We start from the raw sequence: 17,720 nt of genomic DNA, 5'->3' as shown, positions 1-17,720 counted from the left end.
CATGTCCAGCCAGACCGCGTTGCTTGACGCCCATTACATGGCCCGTGCCCTGGAACTGGCCCGCAAGGGCCTGTACACCACCCACCCCAACCCGCGGGTGGGCTGCGTGATCGTTCGCGACGGCGAAGTGGTCGGCGAGGGCTGGCATGTGCGTGCCGGCGAGCCGCATGCCGAAGTGCATGCCCTGCGCCAGGCCGGTGAGCGTGCGCGTGGCGCCTGCGCCTACGTCACCCTCGAGCCCTGCAGCCACCATGGCCGCACGCCACCGTGCGCCGAGGCGCTGGTCAAAGCAGGTGTGGCGCGGGTGGTGGCGGCGATGCAAGACCCCAACCCGCAGGTGGCCGGGCGTGGCCTGGGTCGGCTAGCCGAAGCCGGTATCGAGGTTGCCAGTGGCGTGCTCGAGGCCGAAGCCCGCGCGCTCAACCCGGGCTTTCTCAAGCGTATGGAGCATGGGCTGCCATTCGTTCGTGCCAAGCTGGCGATGAGCCTGGACGGCCGCACTGCCATGGCCAGCGGCGAGAGCCAGTGGATTACCGGCCCCGCTGCGCGCGCCGCGGTACAGCGCCTGCGCGCCCGCTCCAGCGTGGTGCTGACCAGCGCCCAGAGCGTGCTGGCCGACAACGCGCGGATGACCGTGCGCGCCGCCGAGCTTGGCCTGGACGACGAAATGACTGCGCTGGCCGTGTCGCGCCCGCCGCTGCGGGTGTTGATCGATGGCCGTCTGCGCCTGCCGCTGGACGCCCCGTTCTTTCAGGCCGGTCCGGCGCTGGTGGTCACCGCCGCCGCGCAGGACCCGCGCTACGCCGCCGCCGGCCACGAGTTGCTGGTGCTGCCCGGCAGCGATGGCCAGGTCGACTTGCCTGCGCTGCTGCGCCTGCTGGCCGAGCGCGGTGCCAGCGAGGTCCTGCTCGAAGCGGGCGCCGGTCTGGTCGCCGCCTTCGCTCGCCACGGCCTGATCGACGAATACCAGCTGTTCGTCGCCGGCACGTTCCTCGGTTCCCAGGCCCGCCCGTTGCTGGAGTGGCCGCTGGAGCACATGAGCGAAGCGCCGCGGCTAAAGATCATCGAAATGCGCGCCGTGGGCGATGACTGGCGAGTCACGGCCATCCCCTTGCCCGCGCCCGGCGTATAATGCCGGGCTTGCTTCGCGCAGCCCGTACCTGAGGAGAACACCATGTTCACCGGCATCATCGAATCCATCGGCACCATTCGCAGCATGACCCCCAAGGGCGGTGACGTGCGCGTCTACGTCGAAACCGGCAAGCTCGACCTGGGCGACGTCAAGCTCGGCGACAGTATCGCGGTCAACGGCGTGTGCCTGACCGCCGTGGAACTGCCAGGCGATGGCTTCTGGGCCGACGTCAGCGTCGAGACCCTCAAGCGCACCGCGATGGTCGAGCTCAAGAGCGGCAGCCGCGTCAATCTCGAAAAGGCCCTGACCCCCACCACCCGCCTGGGCGGCCACCTGGTCAGCGGCCATGTCGACGGTGTCGGCGAAATCGTCTCGCGCAGCGATAACGCCCGCGCCATCCAGTTCCGCGTACGCGCCCCGAAAGAGCTGGCCAAGTATATTGCCCACAAGGGCTCGATCACCGTCGATGGCACCAGCCTGACGGTCAATGAGGTCGATGGCGCTGAGTTCGAGCTGACCATCGTCCCGCACACCCTGTCCGAAACCATCATGGCCGACTACCGTGCAGGTCGTCGGGTGAACCTTGAGGTCGACCTGCTGGCCCGTTACCTGGAGCGTCTGCTGCTGGGCGACAAGGCCGCCGAGCCGAGCAAAGGCAGTGGCATCACCGAAAGCTTCCTGGCCGCCAACGGCTTCTTGAAATCCTGATTGAGAAGGGGGTGCCGCGTGGCGCTCAACAGCATCGAAGAACTGGTCGAAGACATCCGCCAGGGCAAAATGGTCATCCTCATGGATGACGAAGACCGCGAAAACGAAGGCGACATCATCATGGCAGCCGAGTGCTGCCTGCCCGAGCACATCAACTTCATGGCCAAGCACGCCCGTGGCCTGATCTGCATGCCGATGACCCGCGAGCGCTGCGAAACGCTCAAGCTGCCGCTGATGGCGCCGCGCAACGGCTCCGGCTTCGGCACCAAGTTCACCGTGTCGATCGAGGCCGCCGAGGGCGTCACCACCGGCATCTCCGCCGCTGACCGCGCCCGCACCGTGCAGGCTGCCGCCGCGAAGGACGCCAAGGCCGAGGACATCGTCAGCCCTGGCCACATCTTCCCGCTGATGGCCCAGCCTGGCGGCACCCTGGCCCGCGCCGGCCACACCGAAGCGGCCTGCGACCTGGCGCGCATGGCCGGTTTCGAGCCGAGTGGCGTCATCTGCGAAGTGATGAACGACGACGGCACCATGTCGCGCCGCGCCGAGCTGGAAGTGTTCGCCGCCGAGCACAACCTCAAGATCGGCACCATCGCCGACCTGATCCACTACCGCATGATCCACGAGCGCACCGTGCAGCGCGTCTCCGAACAGCCGGTCGAAAGCGAGCTGGGCCAGTTCAACCTGGTCACCTACCGTGACTCGGTGGAAGGCGACGTGCACATGGCGCTGACGCTGGGCAAGATCTGCGCCGAAGAGCCGACCCTGGTGCGTGTGCACAACATGGATCCGCTGCGTGACCTTCTGCTGGTCAAGCAGCCGGGCCGTTGGAGCCTGCGCGCAGCCATGGCCGCAGTGGCCGAGGCCGGCAGCGGCGTGGTGCTGCTGCTGGGCCACCCGCTGGACGGCGATGTGCTGCTGGCGCATATCCGCGAAAGCGCGGGCGATGTGCAGGCCAAGGTGCCGAGCACCTACAGCACCGTGGGTGCCGGTTCGCAGATCCTGCGCGACCTCGGTGTGCGCAAGATGCGCCTGATGAGCTCGCCGATGAAGTTCAACGCGATATCCGGATTCGATCTGGAAGTTGTAGAATACGTGCCCTCCGAGTGACACAGGTGCGCCAGCATTGTCCTGGCGCTCGTGTCCGAACCCTCCCGAAGGCCGCCCGGTGCGGCCTCGCTCTTTAATATGAGAATACCGGAATGACCCTGAAGACCATCGAAGGTACCTTCATCGCCCCCAAAGGTCGCTATGCTTTGGTGGTTGGCCGCTTCAACAGCTTCGTCGTCGAAAGCCTGGTGAGCGGTGCCGTCGATGCCCTGGTTCGCCATGGCGTCAGCGAAAGCGACATCACCATCATCCGTGCCCCGGGTGCCTTCGAGATCCCGCTGGTGGCACAGAAAGTCGCCCAGCAAGGCGACTACAGCGCGATCATCGCCCTGGGTGCAGTGATCCGTGGCGGTACCCCGCACTTCGAATACGTGGCGGGCGAATGCACCAAGGGCCTGGCCCAGGTGTCCATGGAGTTCGGCGTTCCGGTATCCTTCGGCGTGCTGACCGTCGACTCCATCGAGCAAGCCATCGAGCGTTCCGGCACCAAAGCCGGTAACAAAGGTGCCGAAGCTGCCCTGTCCGCCCTGGAAATGGTCAGCCTGCTGGCGCAGTTGGAGGCCAAGTGATTAGCGACGACAGCGATCGTTTCAACCCGCGCGATCCAAAACCTGCGGATGCCGGCAAGCCCTCCAAGAGTGCCAAGCGTCGCGAAGCCCGCAAGCTCGCCACGCAAGCGCTCTACCAGTGGCACATGGCGCAGCATTCGCTGAACGAGATCGAGGCTCAGTTCCGGGTCGATAACGATTTCTCCGATGTCGACGGTGCCTATTTCCGTGAAATCCTCCACGGGGTTCCGGCAATCAAGGGCGAAATCGACAGCGCACTCAGCCCTTGCCTGGACCTGGCACTGGACGAACTCGACCCGGTCGAGCTGGCCGTGCTGCGTCTGTCCACCTGGGAGTTCATCAAGCGCGTCGACGTACCGTACCGCGTGGTGATCAACGAAGGCGTGGAGCTGGCCAAGGTCTTCGGTGCCACCGATGGCCACAAGTTCGTCAACGGTGTGCTCGACAAGCTCGCGCCCAACCTGCGCGAAGCTGAAGTCAAGGCCAACAAGCGCTGATCGCGGCGCTGACGAGCCATGGGTGAGTTCGAGCTGATCCGTCACTTCTTTGCCGCCGCGCCTTGTGCGCAGGGCGGTAACGGCGTGGCCCTGGGGATCGGTGACGATTGCGCCCTGCTGGAGCTGCCGGCCGGCGAACAGCTGGCAGTCTCCACCGACACGCTGGTCGCAGGTGTGCACTTCCCGGCAGTCTGCGACCCCTCGCTGCTCGGCCAGCGCTCGTTGGCCGTGGCCGCGAGCGACCTGGCGGCCATGGGCGCGACTGCCATCGGCTTCACCCTGGCCCTGACCTTGCCCGAGGTCAGCGCGCATTGGCTGCAAGCCTATGCCGAAGGCCTGCAGCGCATGGCCCACCGCTGTCGCATGAGCCTGATCGGCGGCGACACCACCCGCGGCCCCCTGAGCATAACCGTCACCGTGTTTGGCCGGGTTCCGGCCGGGCAGGCCTTGCGCCGTGACGGTGCCAGGCCGGGCGACCTGCTGTGTGTCGGCGGCAACCTGGGCAACGCCGCAGGGGCCTTGCCGCTGGTGTTGGGCGAGCGCCAGGCGCCGGCTGAACAGGCCCAGGCGCTGCTTGCGCAGTACTGGTCGCCGATGCCGCAGCTCATCTTGGGCGAGCTGCTGCGTGGCCATGCCACGGCGGCGCTGGACGTTTCCGACGGCCTGCTTGCCGACTGCGGTCATATCGCCCGGGCCTCGGGCGTCGCCCTCGAAGTGAACCAGCATCAGGTTCCGGTATCTACCGAACTGGAGGCTTTCCTCGGGCGTGACGCTGCCGTGCACGCGGCGCTCACCGGCGGCGACGACTATGTGCTGGCCTTCACCATCCCCGCCGCGCAACACCAGGCATTGCAGCTGCCGGGGTTCATCCATGTCCATGTCATCGGCCGCGTCCTGGACGGGCAGGGCGTCACGCTGCGTGATCGCCAGGGTCGTGACATCACCCCCACGCAACGGGGCTATCAACATTTCAGGGAGACACCGTGACCGACCACCCCAATCAGGTGCCTGCGGAGTTCGTTCCGCCTTCGGTCTGGCGCAATCCATGGCACTTCATCGCGTTCGGCTTCGGCTCCGGTACCTTGCCCAAGGCGCCGGGCACCTGGGGCTCGCTGGTGGCGCTGCCGTTCATCCCGCTGTGGCAGATGCTGCCGGACTGGGGCTACTGGCTGCTGCTGGGAATCACCATGCTGTTCGGCTTCTGGCTGTGCGGCAAGGTGGCGAACGACTTGCGCGTGCACGATCATGAAGGCATCGTCTGGGACGAGATGGTCGGCATGTGGATCACCTTGTGGCTGGTGCCCGAAGGTTGGCAGTGGCTGCTCGCAGGGTTCCTGATGTTCCGCTTCTTCGACATCCTCAAGCCTTGGCCGATCCGCTGGATCGACCGCCATGTGCACGGCGGTGTCGGCATCATGCTCGACGATATCCTGGCCGGCGTGTTTGCCTGGCTGGGCATGCAGGTGCTGGTTTGGGCGGTAGCCTGATACAGGGAGCGGGTCGATGGCCATACGGACTGTGCTGCTGGCGCTGATACTGGTTTTCCTGCCCTGGAGCGCCGGGGCCGCCGAGCTGCCGAAGCAGGTGCGGCTGGTCAGCGAGGAGTGGATCGACTACACCAACGCCGATGGCAGCGGGGTTGCCTGGGATGTGCTGCGCAAGGTGTTCGAACCGGCCGGGGTGAAGGTCGAGGTAACGAGCGCGCCTTACAGCCGTGCAGTCGGGCTGGTCAAGCGCGGCGAGGCCGATGCCTGGGTGGGTTCGTACAAGCAGGAGAACGAAGACAACCTCTACCCGCGCTGGCACTTCGATATGGACCATATCTATGCATTGGGGCTCGCCAGCAAGCCGGTTCCGACGCTGAACAGCGTCGGCGAGTACCGCCTGGCGTGGGTGCGCGGCTATGACTACCAGAGCTACCTGCCCGATGTGAAAAACTTCCGCGAGATCCAGCGCCGCGAAGGCATCCTGCCGATGCTGGAGCATGACCGGGTGGATTTCTATATCGATGCCGAAACCGAAGTGGATTACGTGCTGCACCAGGCCAGCAAGCCGCAGGACTTCCGCCGCACCCACATCGCTGAGCTGCCGCTGTACCTGGCCTTTACCCGCAGCGATCAAGGCAAGGCTCTGCGCGACCTGTTCGACCAGCGCATGGAGAAGCTGGTACGCAGTGGCGAGCTGCGCTCGATCTTCGAACGCTGGAAGCAGCCGTACCCGTTCGCTTCCGACAGCCAGCCGCATTGATCGCCGAGGCGCCTACCACGGGGGCGTATCTGGCGAGCCTATGCATCGAACTTTTCGATCTTAAGCCGCGAGATTCAGCCTGCGCATGCCCGCTGGGCTGCTGATACAATCTGGCCCATTGAAATTTCCTACTTATCAGGAGCACAACGTGCCCGTCGTCTTTGTTGCCGCCTCCAAACTCCCAACGCCCTTTGCGACATTCACCATGCATGGCTTTCTCGACGAAGCCACCGGCCGCGAGCATGTGGTGCTCAGCCTGGGTGATATCGCCGACGGTGAACCGGTGCTCGGGCGTCTGCACTCCGAATGCCTGACCGGCGACGCTCTGTTCAGCCAGCGTTGCGACTGCGGCTCGCAACTGGAAGCCGCGCTGCAGGCCATCGCCCGTGAAGGTCGTGGCGTGCTGCTGTACCTGCGTCAGGAAGGTCGAGGCATCGGCCTGTTGAACAAGATCCGCGCCTATGAGCTGCAGGATGGCGGTGCCGATACCGTCGAGGCCAACGAGCGCCTGGGCTTTGCGGCCGACCAGCGAGACTACGCCATGTGCCTGCCGATGCTCGAGCACCTGGGCGTCAAGTCGCTGCGCCTGATGACCAATAACCCACGCAAGGTCAAAGCCCTGACCGACATGAACATCGTGGTTGCCGAACGCGTGCCGCTGCACACTGGCCACAACCCGCACAACCGCCTGTACCTGGCGACCAAGGCCGACAAGCTCGGTCACATGATGGGCAACCGTCACCAGGGCGAGGCGCCCCAGGCGTGACCCGTGGCCAGGTGAAGCGGCGCCTGGCGCTGGCCTGGTGGCAGTATCTGGCTGTCGGGCTGGTGCCGCTACCGGTCATGGCCTGGGCTTTTGGTGGCAGTGAAGCGCTGATTCCGGTGCTGGCGATGCCACTGTTCATTGCCGGTGCGGCCACCATGTTTCTCAGCCTGCCGCGCTTCGGTGCATACAAGCGGGCGCTGATCGCCACCTCCAAGGTGCTCGACACCCCCGAAGAGCCCGCCGCCTGGATCGAACTGGCGCGGGTTCGTCGTCTGGCGATGACCTACGCCTGCTTCCCGGCCTGGATCGCCGCGCTCTCGGTGCTGGTGGGGCTGGAGGCGGTGCCGCAGGTGCTGCTGGCGCTGTCTACCGTGGTGCTGCTCTACCTCTATCGCATCCCGCGCCAATTAGGCTGATGCGCGCCTTTTTCGTTGCCGTGCTGCTGTCGATCGGTGCATTTGCCGAGGCTGGGCCGCGCGTGATCAGCCTCGGGCCGTCGATGACCGAGATCGTCCTGGAGCTTGAGGCGGACGATTTGCTGGTGGGCGTGCTCGACAGCGGCGAGCGGCCGCAGCGTCTGAAGGATCTGCCATCGGTCGGGCGCTACGGGCAACTGGACATGGAGCACCTGCTGGCGCTCAAGCCCGACCTGCTGCTGCTCTGGCCCGGCAGCGTGCCCCCGGCCCAGCGCGACCAGTTGCGTCAGCTGGGGATTGCCACGTTCAGCAGCGAGCCCCACGACCTGGAGCAACTGATCGAGCAGATCCAGGCCATCGCCGTGCGCCTGGGGCGTGCCAAGCAGGGGCAGCGCTACGCTGAGAGGCTGCGCGAGCGCCTGGCCGAACTGCGCGAGCGCTATCGCCGCGAGCAGCCGCTCAAGGTGTTCTATCAGGTCTGGAACTCGCCGTTGTACACCCTGGGTGGCCGTCAGGTGGTGAGTGATGCACTGGCGATCTGTGGGGCGCGCAACGTCTTTGCCGACCTTGAGCAGCCTGCGCCGCAGGTGAGCGTCGAGTCGGTGCTGGCGCGCGACCCTGATGTGATCCTGGCCGGCGACGCTGCGCAGTTGGCTGGTTGGAAGGCCTGGCCAAAGCTCAGCGCCGTTGCCGGTGGGCACCTGCTGGTGGTGCCCGACAAGGGCCTGGAGCGCCCCAGCGGACAAATGATCGAAGCGACGGCGCGCCTGTGTGCGCTGCTGGCGTCTACAGCGCCGGTGTCCAGGTAAGGCTCAGCAGCCAGGTGCGGCCTTCTTCGCGGTAGCCGTAGTCACTGCCGTCATAGTTGTAGAGCGCGCGGCTGTAGCCTTTGTCCAGCAAGTTATCCACCTTGGCCTCGAACTTCAGCGCATCACTTGCCGCCCAGCTGCCGCGCAGGCCCAGCAGTGCATATCCGCCGAGCCTGTTGCGATTGGCCTCGTCGTCATAGCTGTTGCTCAACGCCTGCCAGCTCGCCCCCACACTGAAGCGCTCGAACTGTCGGTCCAGGTCCAGGCTCAAGGTTCGGCGGGCGCGGCGAGCCAGGGTATGGCCGGTGTCACGGTCACGTGGGTCGATCAGCGCAAGGCCAAGCTGGCTGCGCCAGGGCCCCCAGTCCTGGGTCAGTGACATCTCCATGCCGTTGATCCGCGCCGAGGCAACGTTTCGCGGGATCGAGCCCTCGCCGAAGATGATCGCATCGCGCAGATCGGTGCGGTACAGCGAGGTTTCCAGGCGGCTGCTATCGCTCAACTGGCTGCGCCATTGCAGTTCATAGCTCCTGGAGCGCTCAGGGTCGAGGTCAGGGTTGCTGTACTGCGGGTAGTACAGGTCGTTGAAGGTGGGGGCACGAAACCCTTCGCTGTACGACAGCAGCAAGTCGTTGTCGGTGTTCAGCGGCAGGGTCAGGCTGGCGCTCCAGGTGGTCTGGCCGCCGAACTGCTGGTTCTGGTCGCGCCGCACGCCCAATTCGGTGGAGAAACTTTCGCCGCTGTAGCGATGCTGGAGGAAGGCTGCACGGTTGTAGCGGCTGTCCTCGGCGAAGTCGGTGCTGCCGTGCACCCGGTCCTGATACCAGTCGGCGCCCAGCGAGAGGTTGTTCCGTGCATCGAGGGCGAGATCATTCTGCCAAGTGATCTGGTCGCGATAGGTGTTGAATACGCTGCCATCGTCGCTAAGCTTGTCGCGCTTGCGGTCGCGGTTCTCGCTATGGCCGATCTCCACACGCGAATGCCAGAGGTCGCTGAGCTGGGCATCGATATAGGTGCCCAGGCTGCTGACGGTGAAGTCGGTGTAGGGTTTCTGGCCGAAGCTTTCGAAGCTGACGGGGTCGAATCGGCCGAAGGGGTTGTCGTATTCGCTGCGCCCCCTGCTGTCGAGCAGGTTCACCCCGGCCTCGAAGCGCTCACCGAAGGTGTGGCTCAGGCTCAGGTTGAAAGATTTGTTGCGGTAGGCGTCGTGATCGCCATCGCTGGCGAAGGACGGCCCGGTCGAATCGATCCCTGCGGTTTCGTCGAGGTTGGCGCCGAGGTTGAAGCGTGTCTGGCCATCGCCACCGGACAGTCCCAGGCTGCGCTGGAAGGTCTGGTTGCTGCCGGCCGCCAGGCGCAGCCGCGGTTGCAGGCCGGGGCCGCTGGCGCGTCGGGTGAAGATCTGGATCACCCCGCCGATGGCGTCGCTGCCGTAGACCGCCGAGCGCGAGCCGCGCAGCACTTCGACGCGCTCGATCTGGTCGACGTCGAGAAACTGCAGGCCGCTGTCGCCGGAGGTGGCGTTGGCAATGCGTACGCCATCGACCAGCACCAGGCTCTGCGCGGCCTTGGTGCCGCGGATGAAAATCCCGGGCAGGCTGCCGCGGCCACCGGTGGGGGCGACTTGCACGCCGGGCACGCGGGTCAGCAGGTCGGTGACGCTGGAGGGTTGCAGGCGGTCGATGTCGGCGCGGGTGAAGACCGTGTTGGCGGCGCTGGTGGCGCTGCGCGATTCGACTTCGCGGTTGGCGCTGATCAGCACGTCGGGGAGCTTCAGGGCGTTGTCGCGTTCGACGGCCAGCAAGGGCAGAGGGAGGCAGAGCAGCGGTGCAAAGGTCAGGATTTTCATGGGCAGTACAATAGCATTCGCGGGCGAGCCCGCTCCCACAGGGTTTCTACAGTACTCGAATACTGTGCAATCCCTGTGGGAGCGGGCTTGCGCGCGAAAGGGCCTTACAGGCCGAGCTTGGCCATGCGGGCTTTCACTGAGGCCTCGATGCCAGCAGCATCCAGCCCGCACTCGGCCAGCATCTGCGCAGGCTTGGCATGCTCGACATAGATATCCGGCAAGCCCAGGTGCAGCAGTGGCTTGACCACCGCCTCACGCGCCAGGAACTCGCTGACCGCCGCACCGGCGCCGCCCATGATGGCGTTTTCCTCGATGGTCACCAGCAGCTCATGGCTGCCGGCCATCTCCAGTACAAGCGCTTCGTCGAGCGGCTTGACGAAGCGCATGTCGACCACCGTGGCATCGATCTGCTCGGCCACCTGCAGCGCTTCGGTCAGTTGCACGCCGAACACCAGCAGCGCGACTTTCGAACCCTGGCGACGAATCACACCCTTGCCGATTTCCAGTGGCTCCAGGTCCCCGTCGATCGGCGCGTTGGGGCCGGTGCCGCGCGGGTAGCGTACGGCGGCCGGGCCTTTGTACAGGTGCCCGGTGCTGAGCATCTTGCGCAGCTCGTTCTCGTCGCTCGGGGTCATCACCAGCATGCCGGGGATGCAGCGCAGGTACGAGAGGTCGAAGCTGCCAGCGTGGGTCGGACCGTCCTCGCCGACCAGGCCGGCGCGGTCGATGGCGAACAGCACGTCGAGGTCCTGTACCGCCACGTCGTGGATCAGTTGGTCGTAGGCGCGCTGCAGGAAGGTCGAGTAGATCGCCACCACCGGCTTGGCGCCTTCACAGGCCATGCCGGCAGCGAAGGTGACGGCGTGCTGCTCGGCGATCGCCACGTCGAAGTAGCGCTCCGGGAAGCGCTCGCTGAAGGCGACCAGGTCCGAACCTTCCTTCATTGCCGGAGTGATGCCCACCAGGCGGTTGTCGGCGGCGGCCATGTCGCACAGCCACTGCCCGAACACGGCGGAATACTTGGGCCCGCTGGGCTTTTTCGGTGCGACGGGCTTGTCGACAGGTTCGAGCTTGGTGATGGCGTGGTAGCCAATCGGGTCGACCTCGGCGGGGGCGAAACCCTTGCCTTTCTTGGTGACCACGTGCAGGAACTGCGGGCCCTTGAGGTCGCGCATGTTGCGCAGGGTGGCGATCAGCGTCGGCAGGTCATGACCGTCGATCGGGCCGATGTAGTTCCAGCCCAGCTCCTCGAACAGGGTGCCGGGCACCAGCATGCCCTTGGCGTACTCTTCGGTGCGCCGGGCGATCTCCCAGGCGCCGGGCAGGCGCGACAGCACTTTCTTGCTGCCTTCGCGCATGCTCGCGTAGGTGCGGCTGGACAGGATCTTGGCCAGGTAGTTGGACAGCCCGCCGACGTTGCGCGAGATCGACATGTCGTTATCGTTGAGGATCACCAGCATGTCGGCATCGACTTCCTGGGCATGGTTCAACGCTTCGAAGGCCATGCCAGCGGTCAGCGCGCCGTCACCGATCACGGCGATGGACTTGCGCGGGTCGTTCTGCAGACGGGCGGCGATGGCCATGCCCAGTGCGGCGCTGATCGAGGTGCTCGAGTGGCCGACGCCGAAGGTGTCGTACTCGCTCTCGCTGCGGCGCGGGAAGGCAGCGACGCCGTCTTTCTGACGCAGGCTGAGCATGCGCTGGCGACGACCGGTGAGGATCTTGTGCGGGTAGGCCTGATGACCGACGTCCCATACCAGACGATCGTCCGGGGTGTCGAAGACGTAGTGCAGGGCGATCGTCAGCTCGATGACGCCCAGGCCTGCGCCGAAGTGCCCACCGGTCTGGCCAACTGTATAGAGCAGCTCCTGGCGCAGTTCGTCGGCCAGGCTCTCCAGGTCGGCTTCGGCTAGCCGGCGCAGGCCGGCTGGCGTATCGGCGCGGTCCAGCAGAGGCGTGACCGGGCGTTCGCGGGGGATCTCTTGAAACGTCGTGGGCATCAGGCGAGTCGTTATAGGTTTGAAGACGCGGCAGTTTACCCCATTGTGGGAAAAGTGCCCATTGGACCACGGGTTACGCCGACCCTGTGGGAGCGGGTTTGCCCGCGACGACGGCGGTAGGCCCGGCATCGCATTCGCGGGTAAACCCACTCCCACAGGGGATTGGCATCAACGCTTAATGGCGGCGCTCGACGATATAGCGCGCCAGCGCCCGCAGCGGCTCGGCGCTTTCGCCGAACCCTTCAAGTGCGACCAGCGCCTGGTCGCGCAGTTCGATCGCATAGGCCTTGGCGGCATCCAGGCCGAGCAGGGCGGGGTAGGTTGGTTTGTCACGAGCGATGTCGGCGCCCTGGCGCTTGCCCAGGGTGGCGGTATCGCTTTCGACGTCGAGGATGTCGTCCTGCACCTGGAACGCGAGGCCGATGGCCTGTGCATAAGTCTGCAAGGCATCCAGTTGGGGGGCTTCGGCACGGCCGCTGGCCAGAGCGCCGAGACGCACGCTGGCCTCGATCAGTGCGCCGGTCTTGTGCCGGTGCATGTATTCCAGGGCCTGCTGGTCGAGCTTGACCCCGACCGAACCGAGGTCGATGGCCTGGCCGCCGACCATGCCGGCCGGGCCTGCGGCCTTGGCCAGGGCCTGGACCATGGCCAGGCGGATGGCATCAGGCTGCGGGCTCAGGTGCGCATCGAGCAGCGCGCTGAAGGCCAGGCTCTGCAGGCCGTCGCCAGCGAGGATCGCGCAGGCTTCGTCAAATGCCTTGTGGGTGGTCGGCTGACCGCGGCGCAGGTCGTCGTCGTCCATGGCCGGCAGGTCGTCATGCACCAGCGAGTAGGCATGGATCAGCTCTACCGCGCAGGCTGCGCCGTTGGCTTGCTCGGGCGCAACGCCAAAGGCTTCGCAAGCGGCGTAGGCGAGCAGCGGGCGTACACGCTTGCCGCCGTTCATCACGCTGTAGCGCATCGCTGCGTAGAGCCGTTCGAGCTCCTTGGACGGCGCCACGAACAGCGGCTCGAGGGCGGCGTCGACGCGCGCCTGGCAGGCGCTCTGGTAGCTGTTGATCATTCCTGCGGTTCCGCGTCGAAGGGCTCGGCGGCCAGTTCGCCGTCACGCTCCAGGAGGATCTGCACCTTCTGTTCGGCCTGGGCCAGCGCGCCCTGGCAGTCGCGGGTCAGGGCGATCCCCTGCTCGAACGCTGCCAGCGACTCTTCCAGCGACAGCTCGCCGGTCTCCAGGCGCTCGACCAAGGCTTGCAGGTCGGCGAGGGATTGTTCGAAATCGATGGAGGTTTTCTTGCGGGCCATGGCGACTGTCTCGGTGGCGTTTTTAACGGCGCGACACTAGCAGAGCGGGGCGGGGGGAGCAAATTGCGGTACCTCCCAGGAGGCAATCCGTTGGTAGTATTTTGTTGCACTTGCTTCAGAAGTTTCTTATTGCAATTTGAGACGTGGTCGGATTGTGACCCCATGGGGGCTCTGCCATAATCCCGCGCGCTCTGGCCTGGGCATCTTGATGGCCTTGGGCCGTCTTCTTCTCGACGTCACGTAACGGACTACGTTGTGAGCTTCCTTTCGATCGAATTCGGCCTCTGTTTCACGCTCTTCTTCATTGTCTACTGGAGCCTGTGCTGGAGCCTGCGCCTGCAGAACCTGCTGCTGCTTGCGGCCAGCTACGGGCTGGTGGCGAGTTTCAGCCTGCAATCGTTGTACATCCTGCTCGGCTACAGCGTGCTGGTGTATCTGCTGGGGTTGCTGGCTGCGCGCCAGCCCGGCCGCTGGCTCAATGGCGTTTTGCTGCTGGCGCTGGTGTTTGGGTGTTTCTACCTCTTCAAGTACCAGGAGTTCTTCGCCGCCAGTGTGCAGGGCGCATTCACGGCTGTCGGGCTCGAGGTGTCGCTGCCGGTGCTCGAGCTGCTGGTGCCGATCGGCCTGTCGTTCTATGCCTTCCATTCGGTCAGCTACCTGGTGTCGATCAACCGCGGCGAGATGGCCTCGGCGCCGCCGGTGGACCTGGCGCTGTACCTGGCCTTCTTCCCCAGCCTGATCGCAGGCCCGGTCAATCGCGCGGCGCATCTGCTGCCGCAGATCCGCCCGCAGGCCATGCGTGAAGTGCTGGAGCCGCAGCGGGCGCTTGGCCTGATCGCCCTGGCGGTGGTCAAGCTGTTCCTGCTCAGCGGCTGGCTGGGCAGCCAATGGGTCGATCCGGTATTCGAAACTCCGGGCAGCTTCACGCCCGAGCAGGTGCTGCTCAGCGTCTATGGCTACAGCTTCCTGATCTATTTCAACTTCAGCGGCTATACCAACTTGGTCACCGGCATCGCCCTGCTGCTGGGTTTTCGCCTGCCGGAGAACTTCAACGCGCCTTATGCCGCGCGCAACCTCAAGGAGTTCTGGGGGCGCTGGCACATCAGCCTGTCGCGCTTCATTCGTGACTACATCTACATCCCCCTGGGCGGCAATCGCAAAGGGGTGTGGCGCGGCAACCTGAACATGCTGTTGGCCATGCTGATCTCCGGGCTGTGGCACGGCGCGAGTCTGAATTTCATCCTCTGGGGCGCGCTGCATGGGGTGGGGCTGGCCCTGTACAAGCTGTTCGAGCAGTTGTGGCCGAGCTTTGTGCGCCTGCCGGGCAGCGGGCTGCTGGCGCGCCTGCTGACGTTCCACTACGTCGCCTTCGCCTGGATCTTCTTCCGCAGCTCAACCCTGGATGGCGCCTGGGAGATGCTTGGCGATATCGCCCAGGTCAGCCTGGCCGGGCTCGACTCGGCCACCGGTGTAGCGCTGCTGGCCTGTGTGTTGTACGTCGCCACGTATCCACAGTGGCTGGCGTCCCTGCGCCAGGGCTTCGTAGCTAGCCAGCGCCTGCCCTGGCAACTGTACCCACTGCCACTGGCGATCTTCGTGTCGCTGGTGATCTTCGCGTCGCAATCGGGTGTGCCGGGGTTCATCTATGCAAGCTTCTGATATCCGTCAGCTGGTCCGGGTGCAGATGGGCGCGGCGCGCACGCTGTATGCCATGGTGGTCGCCACAGGCCTGCTGTTCTGGCTGAACCAGGACTCGATCAGCCTGTATTGCCAGCAGAAGTATCACGACAGTTGCGAACTGCCGGTGCTGGGGCAGTTGCCAGCCTGGCGCCTGGGCGCGGGCCTGACCACAGCGCTGGAGCAGGGCCGTGACAGCTTCCTCGACAGCCTCAACGGGCAGGTTGCGGTGGCGAGTACAGAGCCTGTGGTGGAACTGCCGCCGCCGATGCCGGTGGTGAGTGTCGATCTGCAGGCGCCTGTGGCCGGGCCTGAGCATGTCGCTACAGCTGCCCCGCACCCTGTCGCACCGGCACCGGCACCGGCACCGGCACCGGCATTGGCGCCATCGCCCGCTGCCGTGGTCGTGAAGCCACCGCTGCCGCAGATGGTCGCACCGGGTACCCTGGCGTCGTTGGCGGCGGGCGATGAAGTGTTCCTGGTAGGGGACTCGCTGATGCAGGGCGTCGCCCCGCACCTGGCCAACAGCCTGCGCAAGCGCTACCAGATCCACACCATCAACCTCAGTCGGCAGAGCACCGGGCTTGCCTACCCGGGCTTCTTCAACTGGCCGAAGACCGTGGCCGACACGCTCGCCAGCGCGCCGAAGGTCCGCCTGATGGTGGTATTCCTCGGCCCTAACGACCCGTGGGACATGCCCCAGGGCAAGGGCAAGCCGTTCCTGCGTTTCAAGTCGCCGGAGTGGGAAGTGGCCTACCGTGAGCGCATCGACGCGATCCTCGAGCAGGCCCGCGAGCACAATGTCCAGGTGATCTGGGTCGGCCCGCCGAACATGGAGAAGTCGCGGCTGTCGACGGCGATGAGCTACCTCAGTGGCCTTTATCAGGAGCGCACCCAGCAATTCGGCCAGCACTACGTCTCGGCCAACCCGATTCTCGGCTATCCCGACGAGCAGTTCTCGTATACGGTGCAGACGCCGGAGGGCAAGCGGGTCAAGGTCCGGGTCGACGACGGCATTCATTTCACCATCACGGGCCAGAAGATGATCGCCGCGCAGGTACTGTCACTGATCAGCTTCCCGGTCCTGACTGCAACAGGACATTGAGATGCGCCTATGGCATCACCTGCTGGGCGTGGCGCTGCTGATCAGCGCCTTGCCCGCGTGCAGCACCGGCGCCAGCGCGCCACCCCAGCCTGCGGCCAAGCCCGCCGTTGTCGCCAAAGTGCGCGACGACGGCAACCTCGCGCTGCTCGCCGGCAAGTTCCGCAACGCCGGCCGTGCGCCCATTTCCATTGTCCAGCTGGGGGATTCGCACACCGCTGCCGACCTGTTCAGCGGTGAGTTGCGCAAGCTGCTGCAGGCCCGCTATGGCGATGGTGGCATTGGCCTGGTGCCGGCTTCGCCCGTGCCGGGAATTCGCAACGACCGCGTGATCGTCACCAGCGAGCGCCGTCAGTGGGACCTGGTTTCTGCGCGCAACCAGCAGAGCAGCCAGTTTCCGTTGGGTGGCTACTTGTCGTTGCCGGTGGTCGATCGCCCCGGCGTGAAGATCCAGACCCGCGACCCCGACGCACAACGCTACCGGATCTCGGCCCTGTATCAGGCAACGCGCAGCAGCACGTTGGTGGCCAACGGCAGCCAGCGCCGCATGCTGCCGGCCACCAACGGTGAGTGGCGCTTCAGCCCAGCCTTCATCAATCTCGGCCTGCCGGTGCAACTGAGTGTGGAGGGTGTCCAGGGCGTGGCGCTGGGTGGTTGGTATATCCAGGGCCAGAAAAACGCCGGGGTCACCTATTCGTCGCTGGGTATCAACGGCGCACGGCTGGAGGTGGTCGACAAGTGGCAGGCGGGTTGGCAAGGCACGCTCAAGACGCTGCGGCCTGACCTGGTGATCCTGGCATACGGCACCAACGAAGCCTTCGACGACAAGCTCGATCTTGTCCTGTACCAGTCGCAGTTGGAGGCCACCTTGGCTCGGTTGCGCCAGGAAATGCCCAAGGCGGCCATCCTGCTGGTGGGGCCGCCCGATTCGATCAAGCAGCGCAAGGCCGCCAGTTGCGCCGCGCGCCAGCCACAGCCGCTGGCGAGCGTGATCCGCATCCAGCGCCAGGCGGCGCAGAAGTACAAGGCACTGTTCTGGGATTGGCAGGCAGGAATGGGCGGGCCGTGCTCGATTGTCGCCTGGCAGGCCAGCGGCCTGGGGCGACCAGACCTGGTGCACCTGACTGCCGAGGGTTATCGCAAGAGTGCGGCGATGTTGTACGCCTATCTCAAGGGGCAACTGGGGCTGCGCTGAGTGCTGTACTGGTAGGAGCGGGGCAAGCCCGCTCCTGCCAAAGAGCAGCGCCGCAGATCAGGCGGGTTGTGCCTCAAGCTCCAGCATCGCTTCGCGATAGCGCGCCAGCTCCTCGATGGTCACTACCGGCAGGTTGTACTGGCGCGCATACACGGCCACCTGCTCGCCCCGGGCCATGCTGCCGTCGGGGTTCATCAGCTCGCACAGCACCGCGGGGGGGCGCCAACCCGCCCCCCCCCCCCCCGGCCCCCCGCCGGGGGGTTTGGCCCCCCCGGGGCCCCCCCCCCCCACACCCCCCCCCCCGCGGGACACCAGGGCCGGGGGGGCGGTGGGGGGGGGGG

Annotated in this window: 18 protein-coding genes and 1 pseudogene; 14 read left to right on the top strand and 5 right to left on the bottom strand. The window is 65.7% G+C overall.

From position 1 onward, the window contains the following. The first annotated feature begins 1 nt into the window (after position 1). From ribD to ACNFHO_RS26595, 11 genes are all read left to right on the top strand, one after another. Positions 2 to 1,132, top strand: a complete 1,131-nt coding sequence (gene ribD, locus ACNFHO_RS26645) for a bifunctional diaminohydroxyphosphoribosylaminopyrimidine deaminase/5-amino-6-(5-phosphoribosylamino)uracil reductase RibD (RefSeq protein WP_416767877.1) — start codon at positions 2 to 4, stop codon at positions 1,130 to 1,132. A 42-nt stretch (positions 1,133 to 1,174) separates the two neighbouring features. After that, a complete protein-coding gene (locus ACNFHO_RS26640) occupies positions 1,175 to 1,840 on the top strand; it encodes a riboflavin synthase (RefSeq protein ID WP_054893597.1) in 666 nt (221 codons plus the stop codon). Positions 1,841 to 1,858: 18 nt separating this feature from the next. Continuing rightward, complete coding sequence (gene ribBA / locus ACNFHO_RS26635; RefSeq protein WP_054893598.1) at positions 1,859 to 2,950, top strand: bifunctional 3,4-dihydroxy-2-butanone-4-phosphate synthase/GTP cyclohydrolase II; 1,092 nt, start codon at positions 1,859 to 1,861, stop codon at positions 2,948 to 2,950. 92 nt (positions 2,951 to 3,042) lie between these two features. After that, on the top strand, positions 3,043 to 3,519 hold the full coding sequence (ribE, locus tag ACNFHO_RS26630; protein WP_054893599.1) for a 6,7-dimethyl-8-ribityllumazine synthase: 477 nt from the start codon (positions 3,043 to 3,045) through the stop codon (positions 3,517 to 3,519). Continuing rightward, complete coding sequence (gene nusB / locus ACNFHO_RS26625; RefSeq protein WP_054893600.1) at positions 3,516 to 4,016, top strand: transcription antitermination factor NusB; 501 nt, start codon at positions 3,516 to 3,518, stop codon at positions 4,014 to 4,016. The genes ribE and nusB overlap by 4 nt, the downstream gene beginning before the upstream one ends. Before the next feature lie 18 nt (positions 4,017 to 4,034). Further along, positions 4,035 to 5,003, top strand: a complete 969-nt coding sequence (gene thiL, locus ACNFHO_RS26620) for a thiamine-phosphate kinase (RefSeq protein WP_416767876.1) — start codon at positions 4,035 to 4,037, stop codon at positions 5,001 to 5,003. Next, a complete protein-coding gene (locus tag ACNFHO_RS26615; protein ID WP_054893602.1) occupies positions 5,000 to 5,503 on the top strand; it encodes a phosphatidylglycerophosphatase A in 504 nt (167 codons plus the stop codon). Before thiL ends, ACNFHO_RS26615 begins: the two co-directional genes overlap by 4 nt. A gap of 16 nt (positions 5,504 to 5,519) precedes the next feature. After that, positions 5,520 to 6,263 (top strand): substrate-binding periplasmic protein, encoded by a 744-nt coding sequence (locus tag ACNFHO_RS26610; protein ID WP_416767875.1) that lies wholly within the window; start codon positions 5,520 to 5,522, stop codon positions 6,261 to 6,263. A gap of 148 nt (positions 6,264 to 6,411) precedes the next feature. Continuing rightward, positions 6,412 to 7,029 carry a GTP cyclohydrolase II gene (gene ribA, locus ACNFHO_RS26605; protein ID WP_054893604.1) on the top strand — a complete coding sequence of 206 codons (618 nt, stop codon included), beginning with the start codon at positions 6,412 to 6,414 and terminating at the stop codon, positions 7,027 to 7,029. Further along, positions 7,026 to 7,445, top strand: a complete 420-nt coding sequence (locus tag ACNFHO_RS26600) for a hypothetical protein (protein ID WP_063542525.1) — start codon at positions 7,026 to 7,028, stop codon at positions 7,443 to 7,445. The genes ribA and ACNFHO_RS26600 overlap by 4 nt, the downstream gene beginning before the upstream one ends. Beyond that, positions 7,445 to 8,254: a cobalamin-binding protein gene (locus ACNFHO_RS26595; protein WP_416767873.1), complete on the top strand. Its 810-nt coding sequence runs from the start codon at positions 7,445 to 7,447 to the stop codon at positions 8,252 to 8,254. The genes ACNFHO_RS26600 and ACNFHO_RS26595 overlap by 1 nt, the downstream gene beginning before the upstream one ends. On the opposite strand, the gene ACNFHO_RS26590 is transcribed toward ACNFHO_RS26595, so the two are convergent. The 4 genes from ACNFHO_RS26590 to ACNFHO_RS26575 all read right to left on the bottom strand — a co-directional run bounded on the left by ACNFHO_RS26590 (position 8,232) and on the right by ACNFHO_RS26575 (position 13,405). Continuing rightward, positions 8,232 to 10,103, bottom strand: a complete 1,872-nt coding sequence (locus tag ACNFHO_RS26590) for a TonB-dependent receptor domain-containing protein (protein WP_416767872.1) — start codon at positions 10,101 to 10,103, stop codon at positions 8,232 to 8,234. The genes ACNFHO_RS26595 and ACNFHO_RS26590 overlap by 23 nt on opposite strands. Positions 10,104 to 10,207: 104 nt before the next feature. Continuing rightward, positions 10,208 to 12,103, bottom strand: coding sequence for a 1-deoxy-D-xylulose-5-phosphate synthase (gene dxs / locus ACNFHO_RS26585; protein WP_063542531.1), 1,896 nt, complete (start codon positions 12,101 to 12,103; stop codon positions 10,208 to 10,210). 175 nt (positions 12,104 to 12,278) lie between these two features. Beyond that, positions 12,279 to 13,166, bottom strand: a complete 888-nt coding sequence (gene ispA, locus ACNFHO_RS26580) for a (2E,6E)-farnesyl diphosphate synthase (RefSeq protein WP_416767871.1) — start codon at positions 13,164 to 13,166, stop codon at positions 12,279 to 12,281. Beyond that, positions 13,163 to 13,405, bottom strand: coding sequence for an exodeoxyribonuclease VII small subunit (locus ACNFHO_RS26575; protein ID WP_054892757.1), 243 nt, complete (start codon positions 13,403 to 13,405; stop codon positions 13,163 to 13,165). The genes ispA and ACNFHO_RS26575 overlap by 4 nt, the downstream gene beginning before the upstream one ends. A 255-nt stretch (positions 13,406 to 13,660) precedes the next feature. Here ACNFHO_RS26575 and ACNFHO_RS26570 point away from each other — a divergent pair, with 255 nt between their 5' ends. The 3 genes from ACNFHO_RS26570 to ACNFHO_RS26560 are packed head-to-tail and all read left to right on the top strand — an operon-like array spanning position 13,661 to position 17,379. Further along, on the top strand, positions 13,661 to 15,064 hold the full coding sequence (locus ACNFHO_RS26570) for an MBOAT family O-acyltransferase (RefSeq protein WP_416767870.1): 1,404 nt from the start codon (positions 13,661 to 13,663) through the stop codon (positions 15,062 to 15,064). Next, positions 15,051 to 16,187 carry a DUF459 domain-containing protein gene (locus tag ACNFHO_RS26565; RefSeq protein ID WP_416767869.1) on the top strand — a complete coding sequence of 379 codons (1,137 nt, stop codon included), beginning with the start codon at positions 15,051 to 15,053 and terminating at the stop codon, positions 16,185 to 16,187. The genes ACNFHO_RS26570 and ACNFHO_RS26565 overlap by 14 nt, the downstream gene beginning before the upstream one ends. A gap of 1 nt (position 16,188) precedes the next feature. After that, positions 16,189 to 17,379 carry an SGNH/GDSL hydrolase family protein gene (locus tag ACNFHO_RS26560; RefSeq protein ID WP_416767868.1) on the top strand — a complete coding sequence of 397 codons (1,191 nt, stop codon included), beginning with the start codon at positions 16,189 to 16,191 and terminating at the stop codon, positions 17,377 to 17,379. A gap of 57 nt (positions 17,380 to 17,436) precedes the next feature. Here ACNFHO_RS26560 and ACNFHO_RS26555 read toward each other — a convergent pair. Further along, positions 17,437 to 17,610, bottom strand: a pseudogene (locus ACNFHO_RS26555) (3,4-dihydroxy-2-butanone-4-phosphate synthase); the annotation flags it as partial. Positions 17,611 to 17,720 lie beyond the last annotated feature (110 nt).

Origin of the sequence: Pseudomonas sp. NY15374 (assembly GCF_048068255.1) — a bacterium.
Classification (GTDB): Bacteria; Pseudomonadota; Gammaproteobacteria; order Pseudomonadales; family Pseudomonadaceae; genus Aquipseudomonas; species Aquipseudomonas machongensis.
This window is presented reverse-complemented; position numbering and strand designations above follow the sequence as displayed.

Bases quoted from the DNA above. Each gene is read 5' to 3' on its own strand.
- ACNFHO_RS26640 (WP_054893597.1), top strand. From the start codon at position 1,175: ATGTTCACCGGCATCATCGAATCCATCGGCACCATTCGCAGCATGACC.
- ACNFHO_RS26575 (WP_054892757.1), bottom strand. From the start codon at position 13,405: ATGGCCCGCAAGAAAACCTCCATCGATTTCGAACAATCCCTCGCCGAC.
- ispA (WP_416767871.1), bottom strand. From the start codon at position 13,166: ATGATCAACAGCTACCAGAGCGCCTGCCAGGCGCGCGTCGACGCCGCC.
- ribD (WP_416767877.1), top strand. From the start codon at position 2: ATGTCCAGCCAGACCGCGTTGCTTGACGCCCATTACATGGCCCGTGCC.
- ACNFHO_RS26610 (WP_416767875.1), top strand. From the start codon at position 5,520: ATGGCCATACGGACTGTGCTGCTGGCGCTGATACTGGTTTTCCTGCCC.
- thiL (WP_416767876.1), top strand. From the start codon at position 4,035: ATGGGTGAGTTCGAGCTGATCCGTCACTTCTTTGCCGCCGCGCCTTGT.
- ribE (WP_054893599.1), top strand. From the start codon at position 3,043: ATGACCCTGAAGACCATCGAAGGTACCTTCATCGCCCCCAAAGGTCGC.
- ACNFHO_RS26560 (WP_416767868.1), top strand. From the start codon at position 16,189: ATGCGCCTATGGCATCACCTGCTGGGCGTGGCGCTGCTGATCAGCGCC.
- ACNFHO_RS26590 (WP_416767872.1), bottom strand. From the start codon at position 10,103: ATGAAAATCCTGACCTTTGCACCGCTGCTCTGCCTCCCTCTGCCCTTG.
- ACNFHO_RS26565 (WP_416767869.1), top strand. From the start codon at position 15,051: ATGCAAGCTTCTGATATCCGTCAGCTGGTCCGGGTGCAGATGGGCGCG.
- dxs (WP_063542531.1), bottom strand. From the start codon at position 12,103: ATGCCCACGACGTTTCAAGAGATCCCCCGCGAACGCCCGGTCACGCCT.
- ACNFHO_RS26595 (WP_416767873.1), top strand. From the start codon at position 7,445: ATGCGCGCCTTTTTCGTTGCCGTGCTGCTGTCGATCGGTGCATTTGCC.